This is a genomic window from Vibrio sp. SCSIO 43153 (assembly GCF_023716625.1).
GTDB lineage: Bacteria > Pseudomonadota > Gammaproteobacteria > Enterobacterales > Vibrionaceae > Vibrio > Vibrio rotiferianus.
In genome coordinates this window covers 1,143,064-1,161,934 of the sequence record NZ_CP071856.1, presented here as the reverse complement: position 1 = coordinate 1,161,934, position 18,871 = coordinate 1,143,064, and the positions used below count along the sequence as shown (strand labels likewise).

Genomic DNA, 18,871 nt, shown 5'->3' with positions numbered 1-18,871 from the left:
TATCAATCTGTGTGGACACTCATCGTGAGTAATCATCGTATAAGGAGGTGATCCAGCGCCAGGTTCCCCTAGCGCTACCTTGTTACGACTTCACCCCAGTCATGAACCACAAAGTGGTAAGCGTCCTCCCGAAGGTTAAACTACCTACTTCTTTTGCAGCCCACTCCCATGGTGTGACGGGCGGTGTGTACAAGGCCCGGGAACGTATTCACCGTGGCATTCTGATCCACGATTACTAGCGATTCCGACTTCACGGAGTCGAGTTGCAGACTCCGATCCGGACTACGACGCACTTTTTGGGATTCGCTCACTCTCGCAAGTTGGCTGCCCTCTGTATGCGCCATTGTAGCACGTGTGTAGCCCTACTCGTAAGGGCCATGATGACTTGACGTCGTCCCCACCTTCCTCCGGTTTATCACCGGCAGTCTCCCTGGAGTTCCCGACATTACTCGCTGGCAAACAAGGATAAGGGTTGCGCTCGTTGCGGGACTTAACCCAACATTTCACAACACGAGCTGACGACAGCCATGCAGCACCTGTCTCAGAGTTCCCGAAGGCACCAATCCATCTCTGGAAAGTTCTCTGGATGTCAAGAGTAGGTAAGGTTCTTCGCGTTGCATCGAATTAAACCACATGCTCCACCGCTTGTGCGGGCCCCCGTCAATTCATTTGAGTTTTAATCTTGCGACCGTACTCCCCAGGCGGTCTACTTAACGCGTTAGCTCCGAAAGCCACGGCTCAAGGCCACAACCTCCAAGTAGACATCGTTTACGGCGTGGACTACCAGGGTATCTAATCCTGTTTGCTCCCCACGCTTTCGCATCTGAGTGTCAGTATCTGTCCAGGGGGCCGCCTTCGCCACCGGTATTCCTTCAGATCTCTACGCATTTCACCGCTACACCTGAAATTCTACCCCCCTCTACAGTACTCTAGCCTGCCAGTTTCAAATGCAATTCCGAGGTTGAGCCCCGGGCTTTCACATCTGACTTAACAAACCACCTGCATGCGCTTTACGCCCAGTAATTCCGATTAACGCTCGCACCCTCCGTATTACCGCGGCTGCTGGCACGGAGTTAGCCGGTGCTTCTTCTGTCGCTAACGTCAAATAATGCAGCTATTAACTACACTACCTTCCTCACGACTGAAAGTGCTTTACAACCCGAAGGCCTTCTTCACACACGCGGCATGGCTGCATCAGGCTTGCGCCCATTGTGCAATATTCCCCACTGCTGCCTCCCGTAGGAGTCTGGACCGTGTCTCAGTTCCAGTGTGGCTGATCATCCTCTCAGACCAGCTAGGGATCGTCGCCTTGGTGAGCCATTACCTCACCAACTAGCTAATCCCACCTAGGCATATCCTGACGCGAGAGGCCCGAAGGTCCCCCTCTTTGGCCCGTAGGCATTATGCGGTATTAGCCATCGTTTCCAATGGTTATCCCCCACATCAGGGCAATTTCCTAGGCATTACTCACCCGTCCGCCGCTCGACGCCGTTATCGTCCCCCGAAGGTTCAGATAACTCGTTTCCGCTCGACTTGCATGTGTTAGGCCTGCCGCCAGCGTTCAATCTGAGCCATGATCAAACTCTTCAATTTAAGATTTTGTTCGGCTCAATGAATACTGAACATTACATAAGTAATGTTTGAATTGACTGTGCTGAATCTTTCGATTCAATGGTCACTTCGTATCATTGAAACCTAATTTGAAACCGCTCTTTATTAAGAGAAATTTCTAATTGGATTATCATCAACGAGTGCCCACACAGATTGATAGGTCTATATTTTTAAAGAGCTTGCTTCGTAAGCTTTGCTATCGAAGCGGAGGCGTATTCTAAGGAATTAATTCTTAGTGTCAAACACTTTTTTAAATTAATTTTTAGAAGCTTTTCTTTCGCCTCATTGCCAACCGCTTTTGCGTTTCCGCTTTGCCCTGACAACGGAGGCGCATTATAGGGAGATGATTTTTCTTGGCAACCCTTTTTTAGAAAAAAACTCAAAAAAAAGCGTCGAGTGATGAAATCTCACTCAAACGCTTATTTTTAGCACTTAGTTGTTAACTTCAAGTAGCAAATAGGCAATCAATATGTGTCTATCCAAGACTCTTCAAAGCGCGTGATATCCAGATCCAGTGATTGCGCCGCTTCTATTTTTTCAATTGCCTCTAATTCTTTACTTACACTGCTCATCGTTAATGTGTTGTTGTCTAACTCAAACACCTGACTTTGAGTCGTATAGTAGAACTTAAGTATCGTCAGCGCTTTTACATCGTGCTCAGCAGAAGCAGCTTTAATGCTTTTCAGTTTGCGAAAGATCTTGTTGTGAAGCTGCTTGAGTTTCCAGACATACAACACTTCTTCCATATAAGGGCGTGTTTTGAATTGGTTCAACAAAGACAGTGAAGTGGCTAAGGCGAGCACTACACCAATTAAGTTCCAATGAAAGTTCCCCGTCGATTGTTCAGGTACTACATCTGTATTACCGAACAAGACAATTAATAAAGTACTAAAAGCAAGAGAAGAGATAGCAAGCAAGGCAACAAAGCCACCAATCACTAGGTTGACCTTCTTTCTATAGACTTGTTTGTTTATTTTTTTGATTTCCATATACCGCTCCTAACAGGTTGCCTCTATTCTAACCAGCACACTCCGTACGACAATCGAAGCTTTGTAAGTAAGTTCACATTTGCTATTAAACTCGCATCCCTTCCCTGCTTGGGTATATACTTCCGCGCATTCACTCTTCCTATATAGAGGCTAAATTCATGCGCTCTTTTGTTTTACGAGCTCGCGCGGCACCAACCACCAGCAAAGCACTGTTAGAAGGTGTTGGTAATGAAGCGCATACAGAAATTCTTGCTCATACCATGATGAACACTATGTTCGTTGCTCAATCGCACCGTGAAGATGTGGTTGTGCACTTGGTTTTAGAAAGCACAAAAGATTTCTCACGTACTATTACCATTCGCTCCAACGACATCACCAACATTGGCGGCTTCCATGAGTCAACCTTGATTGCAGCAGTGGCTCGCGCTTTAGACGCTTCGGTTGGTATGGGTAAAGAGCAGCTTCGTGAAGTCGAACCAGGCATCACCGTTCGTACCGTCAGCTTTGAACGCCTAGTGCAAGAACTGGCAGAAGATCACCAACTATATATGTTGGATAAAAAAGGCGAATTTGTTCGTGATGCAGAAATCGGTGGTAACCCATGTTTCTTGCTAACTGACCATATTCCGATGCCGAAGAAGTCTTATAACAGCTTGAAGCGCCTTGGCACAGAGAAGATCAGCTTAGGTCCTAAGATGCTTTTCGCTTCTCAGTGTGTGGTATTGATCCACAATGAGTTGGACATTCGCGAATTTTAATTCTCACGAGTTAATCACTCTATAAAAGAAAGAGGACTCCATTGAGTCCTCTTTTTTGTTTCTATAGGAATGCTAAGTTTACTTACCACCAATGCTCAAGCGTGCAAAGCGAACGTCTGGCGAGAAGAACGTGCGGCTATCGTTAATTAACTGAGTATCACCCACAGCCTCAACTTCTTGCAGCATCTTGTAGAAGTTACCCGCTACAGTGATACCACGCACTGGTTGAATGCGCTCACCATCACGGCACAAGAAGCCACTCGCACCAAAAGAGAAATCACCACTCACTGCATCCGCACCAGAATGAACACCTTGAAGTTCGACTAACTCTAGGTACTCACCCGCTTTTACTTCTGACGCACTGCTGTTACCTGTCGCAATCACTTTGTGATTGGCTGATACGTCTAGGCTCGATTTTGCACCGCGAGCGGCACTTGCTGTCGAGACTGCGCCCAAGTAACTTGCAGTCTGGCTGTTGTGCAGCAAGGTTTTCAACTCACCATTAGCAATCATCACGTTGTCTTGAGTAGCAAAGCCTTCACTATCAAAACTCGCGATTGCCATACCATTTGGCATGTAAGCCGTATCAGTAAAGGTAATCAAATCACTCGCAACACGTTGGCCAAGCTTGTCACCCAGTGGCGTAATGCCTTTCATCGCGCTTACGCCAGAGAAAGCACTGCCGAAAGCACCGAATAAACTTGCTAGCGCATTGATGTGGAAGATAGCAGGGTAGTTACCCGTAGCAACCGGTGCGCCTTCAAGAAGATCGCGAGCAAGGTTGTAGCCACCTTCGATACAGTAAGCTGGATTCAACTCATCAAAACGGCGACCCAGTGACATTCTACCCGCCATCGACTGTTTACCGTCTTTTTCAAACAAGGTGTACGCGTAACAAGTAAACGAGCGTTCGAAGTGTTGGCACAACGAGCCTTGTGTATTGGCGATGATTAATTGCGTTTCGCCATCACTATAACCATTGTAAGGTGCGCTAGAAGCGTGAGGCAAAGCGACTACGCATTGCTCAAGTGCGAGAGACAGTTCTATTTTTTCGTCAACAGAAGTTGTATCTTCTTGCGCAATCTCAGCAACATCAGTCGCGATTTGGCTGTTCACGCAGCTAATAGTCTGATGTTCATCTTGCTTGGAAAAGCGAGCGCTTTGCAGTGCGTTGGTCAGCATCAAATCTAAGCTTGGTTGCTCTAACGACTCAGAATAGCTTGTTGCAACGCGCGCATCTTTCACAACACGAACACCCAGAACTTGGCTTGAGCTTACTTTGTACTCATCCAGCTTTCCTTGGTTCGCTTTCAGAGAAAAGCTGCTGTTGCGGTTTACAATGACGTCCGCTTCTGCACCTTGGCGTTTTGCTTCTGATAGGACGTAATCAACCGCATTAAGAAGTTGTTGTTCTTGGCTCATTAGTTACCGCCTCCTACCAGAATGTTATCGACTTTCAGCGTTGGCTGACCGACTGTTGTTGGTACTGAACCACTCACGGAACCACACATGCCCGGCGCAAGTGCCATGTCTTTGCCGACCATGCTGATTTCTTTCAACACTTTTGGACCCGTGCTGATCAGCGTTGCAGTTTTCAAAGGTTTGGTGATTTTGCCATTTTCAATGAGGTAAGCTTCACGAACGGCAAAGTTGAACTCACCCGTGCCCGGTTGAACCGAGCCGCCGCCCATCTTCTTCGCATAGATGCCACGTTCGATGCCTGCCAGCATATCATCAAGTGAATGCTCGCCTTCTTCGATAAAGGTGTTACGCATGCGTGAGGTTGGTGCGAACTTGTAGTTTTGACGACGACCAGATCCCGTAGGTTCGTAACCCGTCTTCATGCCACCCATTTTATCGACCATAAAGCTGGTTAGCTTACCGTCTTTGATCAACTGAGTGCGCTGAGTCTTCATGCCTTCATCATCAACATGAATCGAACCCCATTCGTTGGTCATGGTGCCATCATCGACAGCATTCACTGCGGTGTGAGCAATCATTTCGCCCATCTTGTCGTGGAATACGGACGCTTTTTTCGCAACCGAAGTAGTTTCTAGTAAGTGGCCACAAGCTTCGTGGAAGATTACGCCGCCAAAACCATTGCCAATTACCACCGGCATTTCACCCGATGGACACGCATCCGCGCCAAGTTTTACTAACGCTTGCTGCGCGATAGTTTGACCTAGCTCTTTCGCATCAAGCTGTTCACTGAACTCCCAACCAGCAAGAGCGCCCGGACCTTCCATACCAGAAGACTGCTCATTACCTTTTTGCGCAACAGTATTACCAGCAACTCGGATGTAGTGACGAGTATCGTCAACGTGTAGACCTTCTGAGTTGAAGATAGACACTTGTTGTTCGCGCTGAAGTACGCTGCCAATGAACTGGCTGATATGTTCACTCTCTGCGCGTGCAGCTTGGTCAACTTGCAATAGGAAAGCGATTTTAGAATCTAGGTTAGCGTCTTTGCCAAGTGGCATACGACAACTATGTTGAATTGGGTAGCGGTTCAGATTGAGAGAACCTGCTGACGCGATTTGCTCACGCTTATCTTTTGCAGCAAGCAGTGAGGTTACGCGTTTAAGTTCAGCTTCATCGGTGCTGTTGGTGTAACCGTAAAGCACTTTATGACCGAAGAAGAGACGAATACCGATACCAAAATCGATACCCGAGTTCACCTTGTCCACCTCACCAGATGCGATCTGGACAGTGTTGGTTTGATGGTGTTCAACGAATAGCTCAGCGAAATCAGCCCCTAAAAAGAGGGCATGATCGATCACCGCTTTCGCTGTTACAGAATTAAGCATGAAATCTCCTTGCTCGTTGATCGTCCTAGCCTTCCCCACCTTTGAGTTAGACTCTGTTTATTACAGTCATAACCTAAATTGGATGACTCAAAAGGATATTGGCAACGCGTTAAATATTAACACTTTTTTAACCTTGTTTTATACTAATCCTTGCTAAATCAAAGAACGAATCGTTACGTATTATGTCGACATCTCACTATTAGATAGTGTCTTGAACTGCCAGTTTCAATGCAGCACGTTATTTACTCTAAATTTGGTTCTCTCATTACTGCTCTCAAGTCTCATATTTAATCGATTGCCCCCTCTTAGCCGGAAAAAACACGTGCACCGTAACTGAGTGAACTGCTATTATCTTGACGAAATAGTCGGGGGGCCCTTGCAGTTTATGCATCGGCTGAGATCGAAATTCGAGACCCGTTGAACCTGATTCAGTTAGCACTGACGTAGGGAACTATCATCACTTTGCCACTAGCTTGCCTTGAGTCTCTACCAGTGCAACTAGCCCAATGGATCCGATCACCGATCTTCCCTTGCTTGGCCAAGTCAGTTCCTGTACGTCTGTAATAGGAGCGACCATGGCGCAGCAGTCAAGCCAAGAAAAACCATCAATACAGCCACAAGCAGCAACTTCAACAGACACACCAATTGTGTTGACGATTGCAGGTTCTGATAGTGGCGGCGGCGCAGGCATTCAAGCCGACATCAAAGCGATGTCCGCAACCGGCAGTTTTGCTTGCTCGGTAATCACGGCGATTACTTCGCAAAATACCCAAGGCGTTTCTGCGATTTTCCCCATTCCTCTCGACCATGTAGAGAGCCAACTCGATGCGGTATTTACCGACCTCAACATCGTTGCAGTCAAAGTAGGCATGCTGGCCGATTCCGACATCATCAAAGTCGTTGCCAACAAAATTAAACAATACCAACCAAAACACCTCGTGATTGACCCTGTAATGGTGGCCACCAGCGGTGATCTATTACTGGAACAGTCGGCAATCAGCACTTTAAAAGAAGAATTGATTCCGCTCGCAGACATCATTACCCCTAACCTACCAGAAGGCGCAGCCTTGACGGGTAAGCCAGTGCCTCAATCAGAATCTGAAATGAACGATATGATTGCTGATTTACGCGCACTCGGTGCAAAAGCGGTGCTGTTAAAAGGCGGCCACTTGGAAAAAGATGAAAACAGCAACGATCTGCTGATCATGCAAGACAGCGCCGAGTTAATCAGCGCTAAACGCTTTCCAACCAAAAACACCCATGGCACAGGCTGCACGCTGTCTTCTGCTATAGCGTCCTACCTTGGCCAAGGCAACAACCTGCACAAAGCGGTGCACCTTGGTAAGCAGTACATTAGCCAAGCTATCGCGCACGCAGACGAATTGGATGTCGGTAAAGGTCACGGCCCTGTGAACCACTTTTTTGCAGGTCACACGCATGTGCGCTAATGCACTCGGCATTCAGCTTAACGAGGCAAGTCTGCAATACAAAGACAGCCAAACACCAACATTAGCAGGGTTGAGTATGACCATCCCTGCCAATCAATGGACTGTGTTACTTGGTCGCAGTGGTTGCGGAAAAACGACGATCCTTCGTTATCTAGCCGGGTTGTTAGACGACAAAGTCGAATGGCATGGTGAATTAACTACCACGGATGGCATCGCCCTACAAGAACGTATCGCCTACATGGCACAACAAGACTTGTTGTTGCCGTGGTTAAATGTGTTAGACAACGTCTGCCTCAGTTCTCGATTTTCTCAAGACCAATCACCAGAGCAAAATAAACAACGCGCACTGACTTTACTAAACCAAGTAGGACTCGCCGATTACGCTGATGCTAAGCCTGCTCAGCTCTCTGGGGGCATGAGACAGCGCGTTGCCCTTGCTCGCACTCTGATGCAAGACAAGCCTCTAGTTCTGATGGATGAGCCTTTCTCTGCACTGGACGCGGTTACTCGTCATAAGTTGCAAACCTTGTCTGCCGAATTACTGAAAGATAAGACGGTTGTTCTGATTACCCACGACCCACAAGAAGCGGTGCGATTAGCTCACCAACTCTATGTGTTGCAAGGCACACCTGCGCAAGCTCAGCACTTGGTCGTTCCAGACTCCAAGCCGCCCCGAGCTCTCGATGGAGAGTGCGCGGCGCTACAACAAGCGATTTTGGATCAATTGGAGAAAGACTATGAGTGATATGACTCAGTACAACTCCGTTTCGGCACGCATTAGTAAAAAAGAACGCGTGACCCATCCGGCTCTGCGCTTAGTCATAAGCACTGCGGTGATCTTGGGATTGTGGCAGTTGGTCGTGGTGATATTCGATATGCCAAGCTTCATCTTACCTTCACCTATTGAAGTGCTGGATAGATTGGTCACTCGTTACGATGTATTGCTCAAACATACTTGGGTTACCGCGCAAGAGATTTTACTTGGCTTGGCGCTTGGATTATCGATGGGTTTGCTGTTCGCATTGCAAATGCTGATGTTCGAGCCGCTGAAGCGTTGGTTACTGCCAATTCTGATTGCTAGCCAAGCGATCCCTGTGTTCGCCATCGCGCCAGTGCTCATGCTTTGGCTCGGTTACGGCATTGCTTCAAAAGTTGTTATGGCGGCGATCATCATCTTTTTCCCGGTCACGACATGTTGCTATGACGGCTTGCGCAATACGCCAACAGGTTACCTCGACCTTGCCAAGACCATGGGCGCGTCTAAATGGCAGCTACTTCGTCATATTCAATTGCCAGCCGCACTACCAACTTTAGCTTCAGGTATTCGTGTTGCCGTCGTTATTGCGCCAATTGGAGCAGTGGTCGGTGAGTGGGTAGGTTCAAGTGAAGGCTTGGGTTATCTGATGCTCCAAGCTAACGCTCGCATGATCATTGATGAGATGTTTGCGGCGCTGTTTATCCTCGCCGTGCTGTCTATCTCACTCTACTTCATCACCGATAAATTATTGAAAAAAGCCATCCCTTGGGAAAGCAAGTAATTGCCGAAAGTAACCAAAGGAAATTGGGAAAGAAAAGGAAGAACCCCGTGAATAAAAACAAACTTATGAGCGCTGTTGCTCTACTCGCTTCAGTGGTATCAACCAACGTGCTTGCAGCTGAAAAAGAGATGACACTGATGTTGGATTGGTTCGTCAATCCAAACCATGGTCCTATCGTTATTGCCAAAGAGCGTGGTTACTTCAAAGAGCAAGGTTTGAAGGTCAACATTCAAGAGCCGGCAGATCCAAGCACGCCACCTAAGTTGGTCGCGGCGGGTAAAGTCGACATGGCGATTTCTTACCAACCAAGCCTGACCATCGATGTCGCAGCTGGTTTGCCACTAATCCGCTCTGCGACTTTGATTGCTACGCCACTCAACACTCTGATGGTGTTGGATAACGGTAAGAATGAAAACCTTGGCGACTTAAAAGGCAAGAAGATCGGTATTGCGATCGCAGGCAACGAAGAAGCAACAATCGGCACTATGTTAGCTCAAGAGAACGTGAAGTTTTCTGACGTACAAATCATCAACGTAGGTTGGGCGCTATCTTCGTCTCTTGCGTCTGGCAAGGTGGATGCGATTTGGGGCGGTCTACGTAACTTCGAAACCAACCAACTGGCACTAGAAGGTTATAAAGCTAAAGCCTTCTTCCCTGAAGAACACGGCGTGCCAGCGTATGACGAGTTAGTCTTCGTAGCCAATGCAAAAACCTACGACAAAGAAGCCATCAAGGCATTCAACAAAGCACTGGAGCAAGCGACCACTTACATCGTTAACCATCCAAAAGAATCTTGGAAAGAGTTTGTGGCTTATTCACCAGACACCCTCAACAACGAGCTTAACCAGCGCGCTTGGAATGACACGCTAACTCGTTTCGCTCTTCGTCCATCTGCAGTAGATCTGAAACGCTACGATGATTACGCCGAGTTTATGTATTCACAAAAAATCATCGAAACACTGCCAAAAGCGAAAGATTACGTGCCGAACTTTGACTAATTCTACTGACCTTAGGCTCAAAGCCTAGGGTCTTTTGATAACGAGATACCCATAATGAAATACCAAGATTTGATCGACGCTTGCCGCCAAGATTGGCAAGAATACACTGAGCATGCTTTCGTGCAGCAATTGGCGCGAGGCACTCTGGCTCAGCCTTGTTTTCTGCACTATCTAAAGCAGGATTTTCTTTTCCTAAAGCAGTACGCACGAGCTTACGCATTAGCGATCTACAAAGCGCGTACTTTGGATGACATGCGCCGCGCCCTACCAAGCGTACATGCATTGCTCGATTCTGAAATCGCCCATCACGTGACTTACTGTGAGCAATGGGGGTTGACAGAATCCGACCTAGAAAACGAGCCAGAAGATTTCGGCACTGTGGCTTACACCCGCTACGTGTTGGATGCAGGCATGACGGGTGATCTTGTTGATTTATATGCAGCACTGGCACCATGCTCTATCGGTTATGCCGTAATCGGTAAGATGCTGATTGAAGATGAAAAGACAGTAATCGAAGGCAACCCATACGCAAGTTGGATCAACCTCTACGGTGGTGAAGAGTTCCAATCTGGTGTCGCAAAAGGTGCAGAACACTTTAATCAGTTATTGGCGGAAATCGATATCAATAGCCAGCGTGGTCAAAACCTGATTCAGGTATTCAAAACCGCAACGCGTATGGAAGTGGCATTCTGGCAACAAGGTCTGAACGATCAGTAAGATTAATCGGAGAGTCTCATGTTAATTGAACAAATCACCCAAGCATTAACCGCAGTACGCCAGCAAAAGCCGTTAGTCGTCAACATCACTAACTACGTGGTGATGAACAACACGGCAAACGCGCTATTGGCCATCGGCGCTTCTCCAATCATGGCGCACTCCAAGCAAGAAATGGCCGAGATGATGTCGTTCGCTGGCGCACTGGTTATCAACATCGGTACCCTAGATAGCGTTTGGACACCGCGTATGAGCTATGCCGTAGAGCAAGCCAATGCCAATGGCAAAATCGTTGTGCTCGATCCTGTCGGTTGTGGAGCAAGCTCACTACGTACCGAGACATCACGTGAGATCGCACGACTTGCAAACAAGCTGATCATTCGTGGTAACGCTTCAGAAATCATTGCACTCGCTGGCGAGCAAGCACAAAGCAAAGGCGTCGATGCATTAGACAGTAGTGACGCAGCACTTGGCGTAGCCAACTTCTTAGTAGCAGAGTACGGCGCGAGCGTGGTGATTTCTGGCGAGACCGATTACATCGTCACAAAAGAGCAGACCGTACAGCTAAACAACGGTCACGAGATGATGCCATACGTAACCGGAATGGGTTGTACGCTCACGGCTCTTACAGGCGCTTTTGCTGCTGTTGGTGATAACACCGGACTTGCTGCGGCGGCGGTACTAGGCGTTGTTGGCGAGATTGCAGCGGAAAAAGCTCGCGGCCCTGGCAGTCTGCAAATGAACTTGTTGGATGAGCTTTACCAGTTGGATGAAGAAACGCTGGCAAAACGCCTAAAACTGCAAGTGAGCTAAGCTTTTCTCTAACAAATACCGGCCTCTCATTCCATCTAGATGAGAGGCCAAAAGGAAACAAAATGAACGCCTATCGTTTATATTTGGTCACCGATGACCAACAAGATTTAGCCACACTAAAGCGTGTTGTGAGAAAAGCCGTGGAAGGTGGCGTGACCATGGTTCAAGTCCGCGAAAAACACGGCGATGTGCGTGCGTTTATCGAACGTGCTCAAGCCGTGAAAGACATCCTTAAAGATACCGATGTGCCTTTAATCATCAATGACCGCGTAGATGTCGCACTGGCTGTCGATGCTGATGGTGTCCACCTCGGGCAATCAGACATGCCAGCAACTATCGCCCGTGAGTTGATTGGACCAAACAAAATCCTCGGCTTATCTATCGAAAATGAAGAGCAGCTTGCAGAAGCGGACTCTCTGCCGATTGATTACATCGGTTTGAGCGCGATCTTCGCGACGCCAACCAAAACCAACACCAAAAAACATTGGGGTACTGATGGTTTGAAGATGGCGTTAGAGACGACCTCTCTACCGATTGTTGCCATTGGCGGCATTAACGAAAGTAACATTCCGCAGCTTAGCGCCACTGGTGTTCATGGCTTGGCTTTGGTTTCAGCGATTTGCCACGCAGAAGATCCAAAAGCCGCATCGGAATATCTGTTAGGGTTGATGAGCTAACCTTATTCACGCCAGAACAAAGCGCTTATGGATGAGCGCGTTCGCCTCTCAAAACTTTCAACAGTCCCTCCTTTCACAACGAAGACCTGCGATGTCACTTTCACACTCGAATTGACAGAGCGTTGATAAGTTTTTCACATCGACTGTCGTAAGATAGCCGCCTATTTTCGACTGCTGTATGACTTTTCATGAAAACAAAAAAATATGGTTTGATGATGCTCGCCTTGTTCATTCTTGGCATCATCCCGCTTTCGCTGTTTGCCTCGTTCCACGATCTTACTTCTCACGTTTCTGATGGTACTGGCATCCTATTCACCTTGCTGACAGACTCTGCAGGCAGCAAAGGCTTTTTAATTACCTTGGCGTTGTTGGTGCTGTCCCTTTACCGCTTTAAACCATCTCGCACCGACTGGATGCAAAAACTGTCGATGCTGGGGTTGCTACTGGTGATTGGTTTTGCCAGCAAAACAGGCTTAAAGTTGATGACAGAAAGCCCGCGTCCCTACACCGAACTGCTTGCCGCAGAGCAATTGATTGAGCACCCAGAAGCGTTTTATCAATTGGAGACTGAACAACAAGCGAGTGTGATTGGTGAGATCTCCGAAAAAGTCAGTGAATGGCGCACTCGTCACTGGCAAGGTGAAAAAGACTATTCCTTCCCATCTGGTCATACGATTTTCGTTTCTATCTGCTTGGCCTTCTTTGGTGGGTTATTTTTGCAGAACAAGTGCTATTTCTCTGCTGCTACCTTATGGGTTTGGGCAATGGGCGTGGCGTACAGTCGCTTGTGGCTCGGTATGCACAGAATTGAGGATTTGGTTGGTTCCGTGGTATTCGTCGCCATCGTGTTTAGTTTACTTCCAGTATTCAAAGTGACAAAGAAAGCACCTTTTATATCGCTAGCCGCGAAATAAGGCCTCCTAATCACAGGTAAGAAGAAGCCAGCAATTGCTGGCTTCTTCTTTATCCGGGCCTGAAAAAGCAGTTTATGAAACAAAAGCTATTGTTTATCAAAGCTCTTTTGATATGTTTGTGTGAGATATGAAAACTCGATCACATGGAGGCGATTCAAACGTGTTATCTCTACCCATTTCCACCCCAAGAACTGAGCTTAAACCGCTAACGAAAAGTGATTGGGATCTGTATCGCCGCTTGAGTAGCGAACCACAAATAATCGCGCTTTGTTTTGACCCGCCGACCGATGAGGAAATGCGCCAAAAGTTCGAATCGCGGTTACCTGCATGGACACCGCAAAGCGAGCATTGGTTATGTTTGGTGATTTATGAAAAACAAAGCACACGACCAATCGGCATCACTGGCTTTGTGTTGCAAGATGGTATTGCTGAAGTCGGGTATTTGTTACTGCCAGAATTTTATGGCCAACAGTTTGGTACGGAATCCCTTACCGGTGTGATTGAGTGGGCGTTTGAGCAGCACAAGATTTCTCAGTTTTCCGCCACGGTCACAGAGGGCAATATTGGATCTGAGCGAGTGCTGGAAAAATGTGGCTTCAAGCTCACCGAGACCATCCCCGAAGCCTATGAAATAGGTGGGAAAAAGTACGCAGATAAGCTCTATTTATTACAAAAATAATATTCACGACAAAAATAAGGACGTGTTTTGCAGAAAGTAGTCATCATCACAGGCGCAAGCCGAGGCATCGGAGCCGCAACCGCCAAATTACTCGCCAAACAAGGCTATGCCGTATGCGTTAACTATCGCGCACAAGCCGAGGCTGCCGCGCAAGTTGTTCGTGAGATTGAAGAGGTTGGCGGTAAAGCCATCGCCATCAAAGCGGATGTTTCCGATGAGCAACAGGTACTCTCATTGTTTGAACAAACCGAACAAGCACTGGGAAAGGTCACCCACCTCGTCAACAATGTTGGCATCTTGTTCACCCAGTCTCGTCTTGCGGACATGAGCCTTGAGCGATTCCAAGCTGTGATGAACGTTAATGTGACGAGCTGTTTTCTCTGTTGTAGAGAAGCAGCAAAACGATTTGAATCTGGCAATGCGATTGTTAATGTTTCTTCTGCCGCATCCCGCTCTGGTGCGCCGTTTGAGTACGTTGATTACGCCGCTTCTAAAGGTGCAATGGACTCGCTCACCAAGGGATTATCGTTAGAGTTAGCGGAGCAAAACATCCGCGTAAACGGGGTTCGCCCCGGCTGCATTTATACCGATATCCATGCCGATGGCGGCGAGCCGAATCGAGTCGACAGGCTCAGTGAAAAAATCCCTCTTAAGCGAGGAGGCACGGTAGATGAAGTGGCCAATGCCATCGCGTGGCTACTCAGTGATGAAGCGTCTTATGTCACAGGCTCGTTTATCGATCTAGCTGGCGGAAATTAAGGAACAGTAATGAAAATCAGATCAGCGACACCCGACGATCTCAATGCGCTATTTGTATTAAACACGCAAATTAGCGAACTTCACTTTCGTCATGCGCCACAAACTTTTGTTCCACCTTCTGAAGAAGACAGAACCTTTCTAGCAGATGCGCTGGCCGATGATGCCCGATTGGTGCTCATAGCCGAAGAAGGTCAACAAGCACTTGGCTTTATCACTGCGACCATTACCCAAAATGAAACCATCAGCTTTTTAATCAAAGACCCGATTTGCCGCATTGGCACTATCGTCGTCGATGAAAATCAGAAGTCAAAAGGCGTTGGCCGAGCCTTAATGACGGCCGTTGAACAATGGGCACGCGAGTCAGGTGCAACTCAAGTCCGCTTGGAAGTCATGGAGTTTAACCACAATGCGCAGCAGTTTTACGACAAACTGGGCTTTGTTCCCAACTCCCGTCTTATGATGAAATGTTTGTAACGATCACGGCATTTAAGCGAATTTCAGCGTTAAAGCTAACGTGAATCGCATTTATCTTTCGCGCTTTCCTTCCCTTTTCGAAAAGACGATATGATGTACGGATATCCCCAAGTGACTTCAAGATGCAGGATTCAGGGCGAGTTGACTTGGGTATAAAGGAGATTCGAACATGATTTATCTTTTCGATTGGGGAAACACCTTGATGGTCGATTTTCCTCACGCACAAGGAAAAATGTGCGATTGGGAACACGTTGAAACCGTTCCTCAAGCCAAAGAGACTCTGGCGGAGCTCACACAACATCACCAAGTTTATATCGCGACTAGCGCATCAGATTCCGCGATGGAAGATGTGCAAAAAGCCTTTCAACGAGTCGGGCTCGACCAATACCTTTCTGGCTACTTTTGCTTTGCAAACCTTGGTATTGCCAAGAATCAGCCTGATTTTTATCTTGCGGTAGCAAAACAATTGAGCGTTGAACCGAGCCAACTCACCATGGTTGGCGACTTACCAGAAAAAGACATTTACCCAGCAATGGACGCAGGGTTAAACGTCATTTGGTTCAATCCTCAAGACCTCCCTGCGCCAAGCAAACCCATCCCAAATCAAATACGTTGTTTGTCTGAGTTGCTACGCATCTAACCGACATACGCACAAATACAGTTGAGCCACTAAACTTTATGCACCAATCAAGGAAGATGAATGCAGATTAGACCGATTACCGTCAACGACATTGACCACTTTATTTCGCTCTGGAATCGCGTTTATGAGGAAGGAGAATACTTACGCTCGCCAGCGCCAGACAAAACGATGCTGAGTGAGGTAATAACTCGTGTGGAAAAAGAATCCATTCCCCAATTTGTGGCCTTTGATGGAAAACGCCTAGTCGGCAGTATCGAAATCTTCCCGGCCGAAATGTGTGGCTACGAAGGAGGAGAGTTTGCTAAAACGGGCATTCTCGGCATTCATATTGACCGCCACTATCGAAACCAAGGGTTAGGAAAAAAGCTACTCACCACCGCCATTCAAAGCGGTTGGCAATATGGCTATGACACTATTGCGTTGAATGTTTACAAGACCAACCACCCTGCGATTGCTTTGTATGAGCAGTTTGGCTTCGAGCATTGTGGCGAGTTAGGTGAAGTGCTGTTGCCCAACGGCAAATATCTGATGAGTCAGAAAATGGTCTTAAAGCACCCGTAAGTTGATTCTAGTAGCAAGACCACATTGCCTTTGCGATATACTGATCGGAACTCAATATTTACCGCGTACTTGTGATGATTGAATATAAATCCTTATCGCCAAATCAAATCCCGATGGCTTTGCTATTAGAAGCCGATCCAGACCAAGATAATGTTAATCGCTATCTTGCCAATTCATTGAGCTTTGCGGCGGTGGAAGAGAACCAGATCGTCGGTGCATGTGTGGTGTTACCGCTTTCAGAAACGCAGGCTGAAATCATGAACGTCTCAGTCGCACCTACGCATCAACAACGTGGTATTGGCTCAAATTTATTGCGATTTGCCATTGAACAGTTAAAAGGCCAATCTTTTCAAAAGTTGATATTGGGAACGGGGACGTTTGGTTACCAACTGACTTACTATCAACGCTTGGGTTTCAGGGTAGAGAGCGTGGATAAAGATCACTTCTTACTCCACTACCCAGAACCAATTTGGGAGAACGGTATCCAGCACAAAGACATGTTGCGTCTGTATCTAGACCTTTAAACATAAAGGCTTAGTTAGCTTTTCATATCTAGCTTTTTACCCAAGTATTCAATTTCAAAAGTCGCATACCCAAGCTGTACCGCTTCAAAAGAGTACACAAGGTTTTGCGCCTGTTGGGCATCTTTCGCCAATACGGCGACGGAGTAAATCGGACGCTCAACACCATTGTCCAACACTTGGGTATTGATGTAAGACGACGTGACTAAGCCGGAGTTGTTCAAGCTGATCACTCGCTGCAGATCGACACCCAATACACGGTCCATTTCTAACGCCTCGATGCCCTCTTTCCAACGTAACGTCACACTGTAGTTATCACTTTCTGGCGTGTTATCTAACCATTTGGCGCCTAGTGGTTGAATGCTCGCGATCTTCACCAAGTCTTGCTGGTACATAGGTAAGTCCTGCAATTTAGTGGCAACTTCCGCCTCGTTATCAGCCGACAACACGAAACGCAGAATCTGTACTGGTTTACCATCGATACTGCTTGGTAAAACAAACATGTCTTTCACATCACCTTGTTCGATCAGTTGGCTAAAGGCCGCTTTCTGTTCTGGCAATGTTTTGAGAACCTGTTCCGAATCATTGGTGTTCCAAGCCAGTTCCACACCGTAATCAGCAGCAAAGCTAGAGAAAGAAGCCACAGTAAGCGTGCTTAATAGAATGATTTTTTTCATAAGGTTACCTTTCACTTAACGATTTTCTTTTTTGCTTCAATATAAATTCAATGTTGTGGATCGCTTGATTACCAACGACTGCGGTATGCACGATGACAGCTTCGGCAAGTACTCTGAGCTTGCTTAAGTCCTGCCTCAGCCGATGAAACTTGTTGGTTCTGCGCAGCTTGATACAACTGTGCAAACCCTTCGTCCATTTGAAGCATCAAGCGATTGAAGTTATCTGGTTTGCTCCACACTTCTTTCTTCGCTTTGCTATCAACTTGGCTTCCCTCAGGAAACGCTTGTTGCAGTTGTGCGCTGTGGCGAGTGAGCTCAACACCAATCTGCTCTAGCGCGTGCCAATCGGTATTGCTGCCTTTCAATGTTTTATCGGCTTGCTTCGACAGGGACTCTATTTGCTCAAATGCATTCTGACGCGTTTCGATTTGAGCGCTGAAGTCTTGGGCAAACACTGTTGTTGATACAAAGATGGTCGGTAAAAGTGCAATCAGTGCCAATGTCTTTTTCATTTCGTTCTCCTGGTTTTTCGTTATTGCTGTGTGGTTGCAAATAAATTTACACAACAATCATTGCGTACGCAACTATTGTTGTGTAAATTACAGTAAAGAAGATCATCACACCGAGAAAAGATCGAGGTAACTATGAAAATTTGGGATTTAGCAACGCGACTTTATCACTGGGCTCAAGCCTTACTGTTTATAGCCTTGATGGCATCTGGATTGTCTGGCAATGGGCCTCATGTTCAATTGGGGTTAGCGTTATTCACTTTGTTGTTATGGCGATTGACTTGGGGAGTTATCGGCAGCGAAACCAGTTTGTTTCGACAGTTTCTCCGCTCGCCTAAAGGTGTCATTACTTACTTAAAAGGTAAATCGGCGGCGACTGTGGGTCATAATCCTGCAGGCGGCTGGATGGTGGCGACATTACTGACGACATTGCTGCTTCAATGTATCTCGGGAATGGCGCTTGGCGGCTTATTCGATACGTGGCCATATTCCGATGTTTGGCTTAACGACAACGTGTTTGCAGGGCTTGAGTGGTTACACCTGACCTTGGCCGATCTTTTGCCTTTACTGATCGCCTTACATGTTGGTGCGATCCTTTTCTATAAACTAAGAGGTAAACCCTTGTTGAAAGCGATGATCACAGGTAAACAAACCCAAATGAACAAGCAAGCGCTTATCACGGAACAGAAAATTGTCTATCTCGCGCCGCAAAGCCGTGCTTTAGGGGTGCTAGTTGCTGCAACATTGGTTACCATGGCAATCGTTGCTTTATCATAAGAGTAAG

At 47.1% G+C, this 18,871-nt stretch carries 21 protein-coding genes, 1 rRNA gene and 1 riboswitch; of the genes, 16 read left to right on the top strand and 6 right to left on the bottom strand.

Annotated elements, in window-relative coordinates:
- Window positions 1-40 precede the first annotated feature (40 nt).
- Together J4N37_RS21400 and J4N37_RS21395 are read right to left on the bottom strand one after the other, a co-directional pair.
- A 16S ribosomal RNA gene (locus J4N37_RS21400) occupies window positions 41-1,593 on the bottom strand.
- Between the two features lie 482 nt (window positions 1,594-2,075).
- The gene (locus J4N37_RS21395; protein ID WP_038883626.1) at window positions 2,076-2,600 is read right to left on the bottom strand and encodes a DUF3087 domain-containing protein; all 525 of its coding nucleotides are present in this window, start codon (window positions 2,598-2,600) and stop codon (window positions 2,076-2,078) included.
- Between the two features lie 158 nt (window positions 2,601-2,758).
- Here J4N37_RS21395 and trmY point away from each other — a divergent pair, with 158 nt between their 5' ends.
- A complete protein-coding gene (trmY, locus tag J4N37_RS21390; protein WP_038890998.1) occupies window positions 2,759-3,358 on the top strand; it encodes a tRNA (pseudouridine(54)-N(1))-methyltransferase TrmY in 600 nt (199 codons plus the stop codon).
- 78 nt (window positions 3,359-3,436) lie between these two features.
- Here trmY and J4N37_RS21385 read toward each other — a convergent pair whose 3' ends face one another.
- Together J4N37_RS21385 and J4N37_RS21380 are read right to left on the bottom strand one after the other, a co-directional pair.
- Window positions 3,437-4,780 carry a TldD/PmbA family protein gene (locus J4N37_RS21385; protein WP_252042252.1) on the bottom strand — a complete coding sequence of 448 codons (1,344 nt, stop codon included), beginning with the start codon at window positions 4,778-4,780 and terminating at the stop codon, window positions 3,437-3,439.
- Complete coding sequence (locus tag J4N37_RS21380; protein WP_010453337.1) at window positions 4,780-6,165, bottom strand: TldD/PmbA family protein; 1,386 nt, start codon at window positions 6,163-6,165, stop codon at window positions 4,780-4,782. The genes J4N37_RS21385 and J4N37_RS21380 overlap by 1 nt, the downstream gene beginning before the upstream one ends.
- Window positions 6,166-6,521: 356 nt before the next feature.
- A riboswitch (TPP riboswitch) is annotated at window positions 6,522-6,632 on the top strand.
- Window positions 6,633-6,740: 108 nt separating this feature from the next.
- On the opposite strand from J4N37_RS21380, the gene thiD reads away from it, so the two are divergent.
- From thiD to J4N37_RS21310, 14 genes are all read left to right on the top strand, one after another.
- Window positions 6,741-7,613, top strand: a complete 873-nt coding sequence (gene thiD / locus J4N37_RS21375) for a bifunctional hydroxymethylpyrimidine kinase/phosphomethylpyrimidine kinase (RefSeq protein ID WP_252042251.1) — start codon at window positions 6,741-6,743, stop codon at window positions 7,611-7,613.
- The gene (locus J4N37_RS21370; protein ID WP_252042250.1) at window positions 7,603-8,358 is read left to right on the top strand and encodes an ABC transporter ATP-binding protein; all 756 of its coding nucleotides are present in this window, start codon (window positions 7,603-7,605) and stop codon (window positions 8,356-8,358) included. Before thiD ends, J4N37_RS21370 begins: the two co-directional genes overlap by 11 nt.
- Window positions 8,351-9,151 carry an ABC transporter permease gene (locus tag J4N37_RS21365; RefSeq protein WP_005374292.1) on the top strand — a complete coding sequence of 267 codons (801 nt, stop codon included), beginning with the start codon at window positions 8,351-8,353 and terminating at the stop codon, window positions 9,149-9,151. Before J4N37_RS21370 ends, J4N37_RS21365 begins: the two co-directional genes overlap by 8 nt.
- 47 nt (window positions 9,152-9,198) lie before the next feature.
- Window positions 9,199-10,149, top strand: a complete 951-nt coding sequence (locus tag J4N37_RS21360) for an ABC transporter substrate-binding protein (protein ID WP_252042249.1) — start codon at window positions 9,199-9,201, stop codon at window positions 10,147-10,149.
- Between the two features lie 54 nt (window positions 10,150-10,203).
- The gene (gene tenA, locus J4N37_RS21355) at window positions 10,204-10,866 is read left to right on the top strand and encodes a thiaminase II (RefSeq protein WP_252042248.1); all 663 of its coding nucleotides are present in this window, start codon (window positions 10,204-10,206) and stop codon (window positions 10,864-10,866) included.
- Window positions 10,867-10,884: 18 nt separating this feature from the next.
- Window positions 10,885-11,676: a hydroxyethylthiazole kinase gene (gene thiM / locus J4N37_RS21350; protein ID WP_252042247.1), complete on the top strand. Its 792-nt coding sequence runs from the start codon at window positions 10,885-10,887 to the stop codon at window positions 11,674-11,676.
- Window positions 11,677-11,738: 62 nt separating this feature from the next.
- Window positions 11,739-12,353 (top strand): thiamine phosphate synthase, encoded by a 615-nt coding sequence (gene thiE, locus J4N37_RS21345; RefSeq protein WP_252042246.1) that lies wholly within the window; start codon window positions 11,739-11,741, stop codon window positions 12,351-12,353.
- 188 nt (window positions 12,354-12,541) lie between these two features.
- Window positions 12,542-13,267: a phosphatase PAP2 family protein gene (locus J4N37_RS21340; protein ID WP_252042245.1), complete on the top strand. Its 726-nt coding sequence runs from the start codon at window positions 12,542-12,544 to the stop codon at window positions 13,265-13,267.
- 127 nt (window positions 13,268-13,394) lie between these two features.
- Complete coding sequence (locus tag J4N37_RS21335; protein ID WP_252042244.1) at window positions 13,395-13,946, top strand: GNAT family N-acetyltransferase; 552 nt, start codon at window positions 13,395-13,397, stop codon at window positions 13,944-13,946.
- Between the two features lie 27 nt (window positions 13,947-13,973).
- Window positions 13,974-14,705, top strand: coding sequence for a glucose 1-dehydrogenase (locus J4N37_RS21330; protein WP_252042243.1), 732 nt, complete (start codon window positions 13,974-13,976; stop codon window positions 14,703-14,705).
- A 9-nt stretch (window positions 14,706-14,714) separates the two neighbouring features.
- On the top strand, window positions 14,715-15,179 hold the full coding sequence (locus tag J4N37_RS21325) for a GNAT family N-acetyltransferase (protein WP_045484694.1): 465 nt from the start codon (window positions 14,715-14,717) through the stop codon (window positions 15,177-15,179).
- 169 nt (window positions 15,180-15,348) lie between these two features.
- Complete coding sequence (locus tag J4N37_RS21320; RefSeq protein WP_252042242.1) at window positions 15,349-15,819, top strand: HAD family hydrolase; 471 nt, start codon at window positions 15,349-15,351, stop codon at window positions 15,817-15,819.
- 60 nt (window positions 15,820-15,879) lie between these two features.
- Window positions 15,880-16,380: a GNAT family N-acetyltransferase gene (locus J4N37_RS21315; protein ID WP_252042241.1), complete on the top strand. Its 501-nt coding sequence runs from the start codon at window positions 15,880-15,882 to the stop codon at window positions 16,378-16,380.
- A 74-nt stretch (window positions 16,381-16,454) separates the two neighbouring features.
- Window positions 16,455-16,904 carry a GNAT family N-acetyltransferase gene (locus J4N37_RS21310; protein ID WP_252042240.1) on the top strand — a complete coding sequence of 150 codons (450 nt, stop codon included), beginning with the start codon at window positions 16,455-16,457 and terminating at the stop codon, window positions 16,902-16,904.
- A gap of 14 nt (window positions 16,905-16,918) precedes the next feature.
- Here J4N37_RS21310 and J4N37_RS21305 read toward each other — a convergent pair whose 3' ends face one another.
- Window positions 16,919-17,578, bottom strand: coding sequence for a hypothetical protein (locus tag J4N37_RS21305; RefSeq protein WP_252042239.1), 660 nt, complete (start codon window positions 17,576-17,578; stop codon window positions 16,919-16,921).
- Between the two features lie 68 nt (window positions 17,579-17,646).
- Window positions 17,647-18,090 carry a c-type cytochrome gene (locus J4N37_RS21300; RefSeq protein ID WP_180826683.1) on the bottom strand — a complete coding sequence of 148 codons (444 nt, stop codon included), beginning with the start codon at window positions 18,088-18,090 and terminating at the stop codon, window positions 17,647-17,649.
- Between the two features lie 132 nt (window positions 18,091-18,222).
- Between J4N37_RS21300 and J4N37_RS21295 the strand changes: the two genes are divergently transcribed.
- Entirely contained in the window at window positions 18,223-18,864 is a 642-nt protein-coding gene (locus J4N37_RS21295) for a cytochrome b/b6 domain-containing protein (protein WP_078608753.1), read from the top strand.
- The last annotated feature ends 7 nt before the right edge of the window (window positions 18,865-18,871 follow it).

What these genes read in the sequence shown, in the direction of transcription:
- J4N37_RS21395 (WP_038883626.1), bottom strand. Translation starts at nt 2,600, where the DNA reads ATGGAAATCAAAAAAATAAACAAACAAGTCTATAGAAAGAAGGTCAAC.
- trmY (WP_038890998.1), top strand. Translation starts at nt 2,759, where the DNA reads ATGCGCTCTTTTGTTTTACGAGCTCGCGCGGCACCAACCACCAGCAAA.
- J4N37_RS21385 (WP_252042252.1), bottom strand. Translation starts at nt 4,780, where the DNA reads ATGAGCCAAGAACAACAACTTCTTAATGCGGTTGATTACGTCCTATCA.
- J4N37_RS21380 (WP_010453337.1), bottom strand. Translation starts at nt 6,165, where the DNA reads ATGCTTAATTCTGTAACAGCGAAAGCGGTGATCGATCATGCCCTCTTT.
- thiD (WP_252042251.1), top strand. Translation starts at nt 6,741, where the DNA reads ATGGCGCAGCAGTCAAGCCAAGAAAAACCATCAATACAGCCACAAGCA.
- J4N37_RS21370 (WP_252042250.1), top strand. Translation starts at nt 7,603, where the DNA reads ATGTGCGCTAATGCACTCGGCATTCAGCTTAACGAGGCAAGTCTGCAA.
- J4N37_RS21365 (WP_005374292.1), top strand. Translation starts at nt 8,351, where the DNA reads ATGAGTGATATGACTCAGTACAACTCCGTTTCGGCACGCATTAGTAAA.
- tenA (WP_252042248.1), top strand. Translation starts at nt 10,204, where the DNA reads ATGAAATACCAAGATTTGATCGACGCTTGCCGCCAAGATTGGCAAGAA.
- thiM (WP_252042247.1), top strand. Translation starts at nt 10,885, where the DNA reads ATGTTAATTGAACAAATCACCCAAGCATTAACCGCAGTACGCCAGCAA.
- thiE (WP_252042246.1), top strand. Translation starts at nt 11,739, where the DNA reads ATGAACGCCTATCGTTTATATTTGGTCACCGATGACCAACAAGATTTA.
- J4N37_RS21340 (WP_252042245.1), top strand. Translation starts at nt 12,542, where the DNA reads ATGAAAACAAAAAAATATGGTTTGATGATGCTCGCCTTGTTCATTCTT.
- J4N37_RS21335 (WP_252042244.1), top strand. Translation starts at nt 13,395, where the DNA reads ATGAAAACTCGATCACATGGAGGCGATTCAAACGTGTTATCTCTACCC.
- J4N37_RS21325 (WP_045484694.1), top strand. Translation starts at nt 14,715, where the DNA reads ATGAAAATCAGATCAGCGACACCCGACGATCTCAATGCGCTATTTGTA.
- J4N37_RS21320 (WP_252042242.1), top strand. Translation starts at nt 15,349, where the DNA reads ATGATTTATCTTTTCGATTGGGGAAACACCTTGATGGTCGATTTTCCT.
- J4N37_RS21315 (WP_252042241.1), top strand. Translation starts at nt 15,880, where the DNA reads ATGCAGATTAGACCGATTACCGTCAACGACATTGACCACTTTATTTCG.
- J4N37_RS21310 (WP_252042240.1), top strand. Translation starts at nt 16,455, where the DNA reads ATGATTGAATATAAATCCTTATCGCCAAATCAAATCCCGATGGCTTTG.
- J4N37_RS21305 (WP_252042239.1), bottom strand. Translation starts at nt 17,578, where the DNA reads ATGAAAAAAATCATTCTATTAAGCACGCTTACTGTGGCTTCTTTCTCT.
- J4N37_RS21300 (WP_180826683.1), bottom strand. Translation starts at nt 18,090, where the DNA reads ATGAAAAAGACATTGGCACTGATTGCACTTTTACCGACCATCTTTGTA.
- J4N37_RS21295 (WP_078608753.1), top strand. Translation starts at nt 18,223, where the DNA reads ATGAAAATTTGGGATTTAGCAACGCGACTTTATCACTGGGCTCAAGCC.